Origin of the sequence: Methylorubrum sp. Q1 (genome assembly GCF_004683995.1) — a bacterium.
Lineage (GTDB): Bacteria > Pseudomonadota > Alphaproteobacteria > Rhizobiales > Beijerinckiaceae > Methylobacterium.
On record NZ_SRHQ01000050.1, the window covers coordinates 1 to 11147 of the forward strand.

General features: G+C 66.8%; 11 protein-coding genes. 2 read left to right on the forward strand and 9 right to left on the reverse strand.

The window, feature by feature from the left end; all coding sequences use genetic code 11:
• Nucleotides 1-53 precede the first annotated feature (53 nt).
• The 9 genes from E4V01_RS24705 to E4V01_RS24745 form a co-directional block, all read right to left on the reverse strand.
• Nucleotides 54-824: a FadR/GntR family transcriptional regulator gene (locus E4V01_RS24705; RefSeq protein ID WP_135300209.1), complete on the reverse strand. Its 771-nt coding sequence runs from the start codon at nt 822-824 to the stop codon at nt 54-56.
• Between the two features lie 17 nt (nt 825-841).
• Nucleotides 842-2329 (reverse strand): M81 family metallopeptidase, encoded by a 1488-nt coding sequence (locus E4V01_RS24710; protein ID WP_135300210.1) that lies wholly within the window; start codon nt 2327-2329, stop codon nt 842-844.
• A gap of 24 nt (nt 2330-2353) precedes the next feature.
• Nucleotides 2354-3604, reverse strand: a complete 1251-nt coding sequence (locus E4V01_RS24715) for a M20 family metallo-hydrolase (RefSeq protein ID WP_135300211.1) — start codon at nt 3602-3604, stop codon at nt 2354-2356.
• Nucleotides 3605-3627: 23 nt separating this feature from the next.
• Nucleotides 3628-4341 (reverse strand): ABC transporter ATP-binding protein, encoded by a 714-nt coding sequence (locus E4V01_RS24720; RefSeq protein WP_060770893.1) that lies wholly within the window; start codon nt 4339-4341, stop codon nt 3628-3630.
• Nucleotides 4338-5108 (reverse strand): ABC transporter ATP-binding protein, encoded by a 771-nt coding sequence (locus tag E4V01_RS24725; protein WP_060770894.1) that lies wholly within the window; start codon nt 5106-5108, stop codon nt 4338-4340. Before E4V01_RS24725 ends, E4V01_RS24720 begins: the two co-directional genes overlap by 4 nt.
• On the reverse strand, nt 5105-6118 hold the full coding sequence (locus E4V01_RS24730) for a branched-chain amino acid ABC transporter permease (RefSeq protein WP_135300212.1): 1014 nt from the start codon (nt 6116-6118) through the stop codon (nt 5105-5107). Before E4V01_RS24730 ends, E4V01_RS24725 begins: the two co-directional genes overlap by 4 nt.
• Before the next feature lie 13 nt (nt 6119-6131).
• On the reverse strand, nt 6132-6986 hold the full coding sequence (locus E4V01_RS24735) for a branched-chain amino acid ABC transporter permease (protein ID WP_083530893.1): 855 nt from the start codon (nt 6984-6986) through the stop codon (nt 6132-6134).
• Between the two features lie 29 nt (nt 6987-7015).
• A complete protein-coding gene (locus tag E4V01_RS24740; protein ID WP_135300213.1) occupies nt 7016-8239 on the reverse strand; it encodes an ABC transporter substrate-binding protein in 1224 nt (407 codons plus the stop codon).
• A gap of 633 nt (nt 8240-8872) precedes the next feature.
• Nucleotides 8873-9421, reverse strand: coding sequence for a cupin domain-containing protein (locus tag E4V01_RS24745; RefSeq protein ID WP_135300214.1), 549 nt, complete (start codon nt 9419-9421; stop codon nt 8873-8875).
• 167 nt (nt 9422-9588) lie between these two features.
• Here E4V01_RS24745 and E4V01_RS24750 point away from each other — a divergent pair, with 167 nt between their 5' ends.
• Both E4V01_RS24750 and E4V01_RS24755 read left to right on the forward strand, forming a co-directional pair.
• A complete protein-coding gene (locus E4V01_RS24750; RefSeq protein WP_060770898.1) occupies nt 9589-10926 on the forward strand; it encodes an aspartate aminotransferase family protein in 1338 nt (445 codons plus the stop codon).
• A 35-nt stretch (nt 10927-10961) separates the two neighbouring features.
• A partial coding sequence (locus E4V01_RS24755; RefSeq protein ID WP_135300215.1) for an aldehyde dehydrogenase family protein occupies nt 10962-11147 on the forward strand: 186 nt, incomplete at its 3' end.

An 11147-nucleotide genomic window follows, 5' to 3' on the forward strand; every position in this document is an offset into this window, starting at 1 on the left:
ATCTGCCAACCTTAGCTTTGAGAATCAGTTTCAAGATTATTTGCGAAGATTTATTATATTCGATCGGGGGTGGCCGAGCTTAGGAGATCCTCTCGGAACTTTGCGTCGAGGCGCCGCATGAAGTGCTCAGCGCAGCACATGTGCTTGTGCATCTCACGGCTGACAGCATCGGCATCCTCCGCACGTAAGGCAGTGACAAGGGCCCGGTGGCTGGCAACGTTGTGACTTCCAAAGGCTTCGTGTTCAACAAGGCTTTCGCTGCGGAACTCGACGAGGTCGCGCAGCAGGCTGTTTAGGAATCGACACATAAATACCAATAAAGGATTATCACTCGCATCACATAACATGTCGTGGAAATCGACCTCGATAAGACGGCCGATCCTGCGCTGACCGCTCGCGTTAGCGGCCTCGCACTCTGCGATATTCGCTTCCAGGCGTTGAAAGTCATGAGGCTTCAAGCGCCCGATTACGTTGATGCTGAGCGCCACCTCCAAGCTGCGGCGCAAGGCGTAGACATGGGCGAAATCAAGTTCCTGGAAGTGAAAGAAGCGGCGCAATTGTTGCGCAGCTGCCTCAATGGAGATCGGGCGGATTTCGGCGCCGCCATTCGGACCGGACTGCATCGTCACAAGGCCCTGGACCTCAAGGGCCTTCAGTGCTTCCCGGATCGTCCCCTTGGCGCAGCTATAATGCTGCATCAGGGCACGTTCGTTCGGCAGGCGATCACCCGGCAGCAAACGGTCGCGGGCGATGCGCCGGCACAGGTCCTCGGCAATCTGGTCGGAGAGTTTGATTCGGCGCATCGGCGTCAGGTTCGGCTTCATCCTCGAACCAGGCGCATTCATCGCGGATTCCAGTCCGCGTTCTGGTCCAGAGGAAAGATCGGGCGGGTGAGCTTCTCGAACGTGAACAGCCCGTAGTCGGAACTGGTCACGCCGCGGCTTGCGCACTCCACCACCGTACGGGTGAAGGGCTCGAAGACGGGTCGACAGTACATCCGCGATTTCAGGACCAGGACCCGCGCCTCGGCCGGGTTGATTCCGCAGGCGGTGAACACGCCGAGGTCCCATGGTTCGTGGGGCTGCTCGCTGACGAGGATGCGGGTCCTCCCCGTATCGATCACCGCTGCCCGGCCCATGCTGCAGCGCTGTCCCGTATAGGTCGGCCCGGTGATGCGGTATTCGCCGTCGCCGACCGCTGCCACGGTGCCGGCCACGGTAAACGGCGACCTGGGGCCAAAACCCGGCAGGGGGACGCGATTGCCGATCTCCAGCTCGACCCGGGCGCCGAGGCCGGCCGCGTGCAGGACGGAGACGGCGTGGGGGTCGCAGATCGGGCCGGCAACGATGCCGTCGATGCCGGCCTCGAGGGCGGCGGCGAGCACATCCATCACGTCGCAGGTGCCCCCCGACATGCAGTTGTCGCCGTGGTCGAGGAGAAGCACCGGGCCGTCGCCCGGTCCGGCGAGCGCAGCCTGTGCCGCTGCGATGGACTCGGCCAGGGGCGCCTCGTCATAGACGAAGCTTTCGCGGTTGCCCCAGAGCCCTGCGGCGAGGTCTCGGGCTGCCTCGTCGGCGACCCCCTGGCTTTCCGCCGTGACCGTGACGGAGACACCGGTCTCGGCGAGATCCGCAAGGGAGAATCCACCGAAGATCGTGGCCGCCAGCACGCCGGGACGGGTCTCGGCCGTCTGGGCCGCCAGGACGGCGTCTCGCATCGGTCCCGCCACGCGGGTGTCCATGCGCAGGGTGTGGGCGAGCATCGGCGGGTGGATCCAGGCCCTGGCCGGCCGCAGCCCCTCGTCGAGCATCCGTCCGACGATGCCGGCCACGCGCTCGCCGGTCTCGGCCATGTCGACGTGCGGATAGGTCTTGAAGCCTGCCAGCACGTCGCAAGTGTCGACCATCCGGCCGGTGATGTTGCCGTGAAGATCCAGGGCGACCCCGAGGGGCGTGCCGGGCGCGATCTCGCGGATGCGGGCGAGAAGCTCGCCCTCCCCGTCGTCGTGGCTCTCGGTCACCATCGCCCCGTGAAGGTCAAGGAGGATGGCGTCGCAGCCGGGGCGGATCGCCTCGAGAATCGCGGCGCAGAGCGCCTCGAAGGCGGAGTCCGCCACGGGCCCGCTCGGATTTGCATGAGCCGACACCGGCACCGAAACGACTGCCCCGCGCGCCTGCGCGAACCGAATGAAGGCGCCGAGCGCCGTGGAGGCGTCCCGCCCGGCCGCCAGGGCATCAGCCCCCCAGAGCGGATTGAAGCTGGGAAGCGGGGTCGCGAGGGGCGAGAACGTGTTAGTCTCGTGGTTCACCCTGGCTGTGACGATACGCATGAACGCGCCTTCTTGAGCGGCGCATCAGGCCGCCGCGCTGCTTGTGCGGGAATCATAGTCGAGCACGGCGTCGAGGAGAACCTGTGCGCCGGCGGCGCATTCCGACGGCGTCGTCGATTCCGCCGGGTTGTGGCTGAGGCCGCCGGCGCTCGGCACGAACACCATGGTGGTCGGCACGACGCCCGCCAGATGCGCCGCGTCGTGGCCGGCGCCCGAAATGATATCGCGGGTGGCGTGCCCGCCCTTCTCGGCCGCGCGCCGCACGGAGGCGATGCAGTCGGGATCGAAGGCGACCGGGGCGGTCCGGGCAATGGGACGCAGCTGCGAGGCGAGGGACAGGTCGCCGGCGATGCGGTCGAGCGCCTCGCTCATCGCCGTCTCCATGGCGTCGAGCACGGCGTCGTCGGGGTGGCGCAGATCCACGGTGAGAAACACGTGGCCGGGGATCACGTTGTGGGAGTTGGGCGTCACGCTGAGATGGCCGACCGTGCCGACGGCGTCGGGGGCATGTGCCAGGGCGACGGCCTCCACGGCCTCCACGAGCCGGGCCGCGCCGAGCAGCGCGTTCCGGCGCATCGGCATCGGGGTCGAGCCGGTATGGGCGGACTGGCCCTCCAGGGCCACCTCGTACCAGCGCATGCCCTGCACGCCCTGAACGACACCCACGGCACACCCTTCCGCCTCGAGGATCGGCCCCTGCTCGATATGGAGTTCGAACATCGCGCCGAACGGCACGGAGCCCGGTGCCGCCACGCCGCGATAGCCGATGGCGTCGAGCGCTGCGCCGAAGCGGGTTCCCGCCGCGTCCTCACGGGCCTCGGCCCAGTCGCCGGTATAGATGCCCGCATAGACCCCGGAGCCGAGCATGGCGGGGGCGAAGCGCGCGCCCTCCTCGTTGGTCCAGTTCACCAGCAGCAGCGGCGCCTCGGTGACGTAGGCGGCCCCGTCCAGGGTGCGGAGCACCTCGAGTCCGGCGAGCACGCCGAGCACGCCGTCGAACCTGCCGCCGGTGGGCTGGGTGTCGAGGTGGCTGCCGAATGCGATGGGCTTCAGGTCCGGGTTCCGGCCGGGGCGCAGGGCGAACATGTTGCCCACCGCATCCACCGTGAGGGTGCAGCCGAGCGCCTCGACCTGGACCCGGAGCCAGTCGCGCACTTGGCGGTCCTCGTCGCTCAGAGTCAGGCGGGCGATGCCGCCGTCGGATGTGGCACCGATGGCGGCGGTCTCGGTCAGGGTATCCCAGAGGCGCTCGGCGTTGATGGTGAGGTTCGACATGGATGTCCTGGGTTCGCTGCTGTTCACGCCGCCTTGACGCCGAGGAAGCGGTCGCGCGCCGCCTCGTCGGCCATGAATTCGGAATTGGCGGCCGCGTAGGCGACGCGGCCGAGTTCGAGGATGTAGTGGCGGTCGGCCAGCGCGGTGCAGACGGCCAGATTCTGCTCCACCAGCAGAATCGGCACGCCCGCCGCCCGGATGGCACGGATCTGCGTCACGATCTCCTCCACGATGACGGGGGCGAGGCCCTCCACCGGCTCGTCGAGCATGAGGAGCTTCGGCCCGCTCAGGAGCGCGCGGGCGATCGACAGCATCTGCTGCTCGCCTCCCGAGAGCTGCGCGCCCCCGTTGCGGCGGCGCTCCTCCAGGCGCGGGAACATCGCGAAGATGTCCTTGCGCGCCCAGGGCGAGCCCTTGCGCTCGGCGATGGCCAGGTTCTCCTCGACGCTGAGCAAGCTGAAGATGCCGCGATCCTCCGGAACGAGGGTGAGGCCGGCCCGGGCGATGCGGTGGGCGGTCCAGCCGGCGACCTCGGTGCCCTGAAAGCGCACGCTGCCCCCGCGCGGGGTGATGAGGCCGCATATGGCCTTCAGGGTCGAGGTCTTGCCGGCGCCGTTGCGCCCGAGCAGGCAGACGATCTCGCCGTCCCGCACCTCCAGGCTGACGCCCTGGAGGATATGGCTCTTGCCGTAGAAGCCCTGGACCCCGTCCAGGCCGAGGGCGAGGGGGCCGCTCATGACACGAGGTCTCCGGTGATCATGTTGCCGAGATACGCCCGGCGCACCTCCGGGTCGTCGCGGACCCGGCCCGGCGGCCCCTCCACCAGCACGCGGCCGGCCCGCATCACCGTGACTGTGTCGGAGATGTTCATCACAATGCCCATGTTGTGCTCGATGAAGAGCACGGTGTGGTCGCGTCCGAGGTCGCGAATCAGCACCGTCATCGCCGCGATGTCGTCGATGCCCATGCCGGAGGTCGGCTCGTCGAGGAGGATGACCTTCGGCGCCGCCGCCATCGCCATGCCGACCTCGAGGCGCCGCTGCTGGCCGTGCGACAGTTCGCCGGCCGCGCGCAGGGCCACCCGGGTGAGGTCGAGGCGCTCCAGCATCGCCTCGGCCATGGCCAGCGCCGGCCGGTTGGCTTCGGCCCGGCGCCAGGGGGGCAGCGCCTGCCAGGGCGTCTTGCCCTGCGCGGCCAGCCGCAGGTTCTCGCGCACGCTCAGGGTGGGGAACAGGCTGGTGACCTGGAAGGAGCGGGCGAGGCCGAGGCGCACGCGCTCGTGGTCCGACGTGCGGGTGATGTCCCGGCCGCCCAACGTGATGCGCCCGCCCGAGGGCGCGATCCGGCCGGTCAGCGCGTGGAACAGGGTGGTCTTGCCGGCCCCGTTCGGCCCGATGATCGAGTGGACGCTGTTCTCGGCGATGCGAAGGGTTACGTCTTGCAGGGCGACGAAACTGCCGTAGCGGACGCCGAGCGCTTCGGTGGCGAGGAGGGGCGCGCTCATCGGGCGACCTCCGGTGCGTGGGCGACGGGGGGGGTCGTTCCGACCGGCCGGGCCGGGTCGTCGGGCGGGGGCGCCCGCGTCACCAGGGCGATGGCGCGCTCGATCAGGCCCCAGAGGCCGCGCTGGAGGAACAGCGTGATGACGATGAGCAGGAGGCCGAGGGCAAGGAGCCAGCGCGGCCAGATCGCCGAGAGGGCGTCGGCGGCCAGCAGATAGGCCCCGGCGCCGAGCAGCGAGGCGAACAGATTCGCGCTGCCGCCGATGATCGTCATGATCAGCAAGGTCTCGCTGGTGTGGTAGTCGATGTTGGAGAGCGGCGCGACGCCGATCAACATCGCGTGGAGCGCGCCGGCAAACGCGGTGACCGCGCCCGAGATCGCGAAGGCCGCGACCTTGAAGGCCCGCACCGGGTAGCCGATGGCGCCTGCCCGTGCCTCGTTGTCGCGAATGGCGAGCAGGGTTCGGCCGAAGGTCGACAACGCCACCCGCTGGAGTGCTGCGAAGAGGACGAGAAAGAGCACCGCGACATAGGCGTAGTAGGTCCACGGATCGGTCAGGCGCGTGCCGACCAGGGTCGGGCGCGGGATGTCGAGGAAGCCGTTGTCGCCCCCCGTGATGCCGCTGAACGTGTAGGCCAGGAAGTAGAACATCTGCGAAAAGGCCAGCGTCAGCATCACGAAGTAGACGCCCTGGCGGCGGATCGAGACCCAGCCCACCACCGCCGCCACGAGGGCGCCCACCCCCAGCGAAACCGCCAGCATCACGGGGGCCGGCAGCCCGGCCCGGACGAGGCCGAGGCCGGCGACATAGCTGCCGATCCCGAAGAAGATGCCCTGGCCGAAGGAGAGGAGGCCGGTATAGCCGAGCAGCAGGTTGCAGGCGGCGACCGCCAGCCCGAAGATCAGGATCTCGCTGGCGAGGGTGCCCGAACGCATGACGAGCGGCAGGATCAGCACTGCGGCAGTCGCGAGGCCGAACTGGACAAGGGGCCGGTCGAGGATGGGGATCATGACAGATTTCTCCTCAGGCCCGGCCGAGCAGGCCGCGCGGCATCGCCATGATGATGCCGGCCATGCCAAGATAGATCACGAGGCGCGCGCCCTCGGGCCAGAGCGTCGCCATCAAGCTCTGAGCGACGCCCACCAGGATGCCGGCGGCGAGCGCCCCCGCGTAGCTGCCCATCCCGCCGATCACCACCACCACGAAGGCGATCCCGAGCGCCTCGACGCCCATGAAGGGCTCGACGCCCCGCATCGGGGCCGCGAGCGCACCGGCGAGCCCGGCGAGCCCCGCACCGAGGGCGAAGATGGCCGTGTTGATGCTCAACGTATCGTAGCCGAGCAACGCCATGTTCTGCGGCGATTCTGAGCCGGCCCGTACGATGGCCCCGAGGCGCGTCCGATCCAGGAGCCACCACAGGGCGGCGGCGAGAATCGCCGTGAAGCCGATCACGAAGAGCCGGTACTGGGGATAGATGAAGTCGCCGAGGATCATGACGCCGCTCAGTTCGTCGGGCGCCGCCACGTTGCCGCCGAGCGGCCCCCAGACGATGATGACGAACTCCTGCACCACGAGGGCGAGCCCGACCGTCACGAGGATGTGGAAGGTATGAGGCAGCTTGTAGACCCGGCGCAGGAGCAGCCGTTCCGTCACTCCGGCAAGTGCCGCGACGATCACGGCCGCCAAAGGCATCGCTACCCAGAAACTCAGACCCCGCTCGACCCCTTCGTAGGCCAGATAGGCGCCGAGCAGGTAGAATGCCCCGTGAGCGAAGTTCACGAATTGCAGCAACCCGAAGATGATGCTCAATCCTACCGCCAGCAGGAAATAAAGCATCCCAAGGCCGATGCCGTTCAGGATCTGAAAGAGATAGGTCACGCAAGGTCCTAATGTTTGGACTTCAGCACTCACCCTTGCTGCATCTTGCAGCCGGCAGATTCGGGAGAAAGGAAGGACTTGCCGGCGGTCACGACGTCGGCAAAGTCGTCCTTATCCTTCATTGCGGACTTCGCCTTGCCTTTCAGCAGGTAGTAGTCCTTGATGATCTGGTGATCGGCGGCACGAATCTCCTCACGCCCCGTCAATCCGGAATAGCCGAGGCCCTCCAGAGCTTTGATGACGGCAGGGCTTTCCGCGGAGCCGGCCTTCGCGACGGCGTCGAGAAGCAGCTTGGTGATCTGGTAGGAGCCGGCGAAGGAGTAGTTCGGCGTCATCTTCGCGCTTTCACGGAGATTCGACACCAACTCCTTGTTGAGGGGCGAATCGATGCCGTGCCAGTACTGCACTCCGAAGTAGACACCCTCGCACAGATCTGCCCCCAGAGCCTCGAATTGCTCCAGGCCCGAAGCCCAGGCCAGCACAATGGTCATGCGCTTCTTGAGGCCGAAGCTGACGGCCTGACGGAGCGCATCCGAGGATTGCGAACCGAAATTGAGAAGCAGCAGCACGTCGGGCTTGGCCGCGATGGCATTGGTCAGGTAGCCGCTGAATTCCTTCTCGGCCAGCGAGTGGTAGCTGTTGCCGACATGCTCGATGCCCTTCTCCTGGAACACCACCTTGGCGGCGCTCAGCAGGCCCTCGCCGAACACGTATTGCGGCGTGATGGTGTACCAGCGCTTGGCCTGCGGCATCTGCTCGATCAGCGGCCGCACGGTCTGCGCGATGGCCCCGAAGGTCGGCACGCTCCAGCGGAAGGTGCCGCGGTTGCAGTCCGAACCGGTGATCTCGTCCGCCCCCGCCGTGGTGATGAAGACGCCGTCCGACTTCGTCGCTTCCTTGCCCATCACCAGGGCTTCCGACGATAGGATGCCGCCGGCGAACAGACGCGTCCCCTGCGCCATGGCCTCCTGCAGCTTGCGAGCGGCCGGTGCCGGCTTGCCCTCGGTGTCGATGTCCGTGACCACGATCTTGCGCCCGAGCGCCGCGGCAGCCTCCCGGGCGGCAAACCCGGCGCCGAGGGACGCGAATTTGCCGTTGGCGGCGAAAGCTCCGGAGATGGGCAGCGGTGCCCCGATGACGAGAGGCCCATCGGCCGCGCGGGCACTTCGCAGCAAACCAGGAAGCGTGACGCCGGAAACGGCGCCGGCACCGACAACCAAGGAACCCTTGAGAAACGCGCGACGATCTTGCATCCCACCGCCCTCGAACGCTGAATGTCAGCAAACGATCATAACTATACGCATAGAATGATGTTCGCCTCATTCCGTCAAGCGGGGGGGGGCTATGTATGGCACGTCAGTCGTATGAAATTTGAGCGATTGCTGTGATTTCAGGCGTGACTGCCTTTGTCGGCGGCAAATCCGAAAAACTCCGCGTCAAAACAGATATAGCATCCGCTCTGATCAATACAATGCGGGCGTTCCGATTTGCGCCCGAGCCGAACTGCCGTGCTACGGTCGCGGCAGCCGAAGGCAGCATCGCCTCATCCACTCCGGGATCAGAGGTGCCGGGAAGTTCGAAGTGGTTCGTATTGCTTCAGAGCGTCTCACAATACTCCCGACCACGGCCGGCTCTCGACTTCGGCGCCACGGTGTAGCAGGCGCTTTTCCGATTGACGCTTAGAACCGTATCCGAATTGATTGCATCAGGTCGGCGTCTTTAGCCTCTTGCTTCGACGCACTTTATTCCGCCGAACCGGCATCCACTTCGTCGGAAAGCGCTCTAAATCATCACCCTGAATATAAGATCCAGGACGATGCTTCAGTCTCTTTTTTTTCGCGTCATCTTTTTCCGAAAGCCGGCAACCACCTTTCGGGACGATGCCTCTAGAACGTTGGCGGCGTGCAAGCACTGACCACCTCGCAGGCGACCGGACCGACGCAGCGGAAGCGGTGAGGACGGCGGCTCTCGAAGAAGTAGGCGTCGCCGGGACCGAGAATCCGGCGCTCGTCGTCCACGAACACCTCGAGCCGGCCCGATAGGATGATGCCGCCCTCCTCGCCGTCATGGACGAGGGGCACCCGGCCCGTATCGGCGCCGGGTTCGTAACGTTCCCTGAGGATCTGCAGCGATCGCCCGAACAACGTATCGCCGACCTGACGGTAGGAGATCGGCCCCTTGCCGATCTCGGTGAGTTCGTCGGCCCGGTAGAAGGCCTTGCGCGGGCTCTCCGGCTCGACCGCGAAAAACTCGGACAAGCCGATGGGGACGCCGTCGAGGATGCGCTTCAGGGCACCGACGGAAGGGTTCACCCCGTTCGACTCGATGAGGGAGATCGTCGAGTTCGGCACACCCGTGCGCTTGGCGAGGGCGCGTTGCGAGAGGCCGTGAAGGCCGCGCACGTAACGCAGCCGTGCACCAAGATCGATGCTCATTGAAACCTCACCGAGCCGCAGCGGCGTTAGAGATGTTCAGGATTTGCAAACATCTCTCATGGCGATCCAAGCTTTTCAAGGACATGGCGCGGCAAAGAAAAGGACTTGTTCGCGATGCGCGATCGGTGCTGTTTTCCGGCCCATCGACGTCAACCCGAAGGATTGCCATGGACCCGCACACAGCCGCGAACTCACCGAGCCTTGACGCCTACTGGATGCCGTTCACAGCCAATCGCCAGTTCAAGGCGGCACCCCGGATGCTCGCCTCCGCCAAGGACATGCACTACACGGCCACAGACGGGCGCAGCGTTCTCGACGGAACCGCCGGCCTCTGGTGCGTCAATGCCGGACACGGACGCCAGGACATCGCCTCGGCGGTGGAGCGCCAACTCACCACCCTCGATTTCGCGCCCTCGTTCCAGATGGGGCACCCCGCCGCCTTTGACTTCGCCGAGCGACTCGCCGCCATCGCGCCGGGCGGCCCCGAAGCGAAGCTCGACCGGGTGTTCTTTACCGGTTCGGGGTCGGAATCCGTCGATACCGCCCTCAAGATCGCGCTCGCCTACCAGCGCGCCATCGGCCAGGGCACGCGCACCAAACTGATCGGGCGCGAGCGCGGCTATCACGGGGTTGGCTTCGGCGGCATCTCGGTGGGCGGCCTCGTCAACAACCGTCGCGTCTTTCCGCTTCTGCCGGGCGTCGATCACCTGCGCCACACCCACGACCTGGAGCGCAACGCCTTCACCCATGGCCTGCCGGAGCATGGGGCGGACCTCGCGGACGACCTCGAGCGCCTCGTCGCCCTTCACGGGGCCGAGACCATCGCGGCCTGCATCGTCGAGCCCGTCGCCGGCTCCACGGGCGTGCTTCTGCCGCCCAAGGGCTATCTCGAGCGTCTGCGGGCGATCTGCGACCGGCATGGAATCCTGCTGATCTTCGACGAGGTCATCACCGGGTTCGGCCGCCTCGGCACGCCCTTCGCCACGGATTACTTCGGCGTCGTTCCCGACCTCGTCACCACCGCCAAGGGCCTCACGAACGGCGCCCTGCCGATGGGCGCCGTGTTCTGTGCGCGGGCGGTGCACGATGCGCTGATGCACGGCCCCGAGGCGGTGATCGAGCTGTTTCACGGCTATACCTATTCGGGTCATCCCGTAGCCTGCGCCGCCGGCCTCGCCACCCTCGACATCTACGAGCGGGAAGGCCTGCTGACGCGCGCCGCCGAGCTTGCGGACGCGTGGGCCGGCACGATGCATGGCCTGCGCGCCGCCGGCCACGTCATCGACATCCGCACCATCGGCCTCGTCGCCGGAATCGAACTGGCGCCCCGGCCCGGTGCACCGGGCGCACGGGCCTACGACGTCTTCGTCGATTGCTTCGAACGCGGCCTGCTCATCCGCGTCACGGGCGACATCATCGCCCTGTCGCCGCCGTTGATCGTGGACCCCGAGCAAATCGACACGATGGCGTCGATTCTCGGCGATGCCATCGCCCGCGCCGCCTGATCTTTCGTCTGTTTCTACCCTTCGAGGACTTTTCGATGACCACTGCGATCAACCACTACATCGGCGGGAGAACCGTCGCCGGCACCAGCGGGCGCAGCGCCCCCGTTTTCAACCCCGCCACGGGCGAGGAGACCGGCCGCGTCGCCCTCGCCGACACGGCGGACGTGAACGCCGCGGTGGCGTCGGCCAAGGCCGCCGCCACCGGCTGGGCGAAGACCACC

Bases quoted from the DNA above. Each gene is read 5' to 3' on its own strand.
- E4V01_RS24705 (WP_135300209.1), bottom strand. From the start codon at position 824: ATGAAGCCGAACCTGACGCCGATGCGCCGAATCAAACTCTCCGACCAG.
- E4V01_RS24710 (WP_135300210.1), bottom strand. From the start codon at position 2,329: ATGCGTATCGTCACAGCCAGGGTGAACCACGAGACTAACACGTTCTCG.
- E4V01_RS24715 (WP_135300211.1), bottom strand. From the start codon at position 3,604: ATGTCGAACCTCACCATCAACGCCGAGCGCCTCTGGGATACCCTGACC.
- E4V01_RS24720 (WP_060770893.1), bottom strand. From the start codon at position 4,341: ATGAGCGGCCCCCTCGCCCTCGGCCTGGACGGGGTCCAGGGCTTCTAC.
- E4V01_RS24725 (WP_060770894.1), bottom strand. From the start codon at position 5,108: ATGAGCGCGCCCCTCCTCGCCACCGAAGCGCTCGGCGTCCGCTACGGC.
- E4V01_RS24730 (WP_135300212.1), bottom strand. From the start codon at position 6,118: ATGATCCCCATCCTCGACCGGCCCCTTGTCCAGTTCGGCCTCGCGACT.
- E4V01_RS24740 (WP_135300213.1), bottom strand. From the start codon at position 8,239: ATGCAAGATCGTCGCGCGTTTCTCAAGGGTTCCTTGGTTGTCGGTGCC.
- E4V01_RS24745 (WP_135300214.1), bottom strand. From the start codon at position 9,421: ATGAGCATCGATCTTGGTGCACGGCTGCGTTACGTGCGCGGCCTTCAC.
- E4V01_RS24750 (WP_060770898.1), top strand. From the start codon at position 9,589: ATGGACCCGCACACAGCCGCGAACTCACCGAGCCTTGACGCCTACTGG.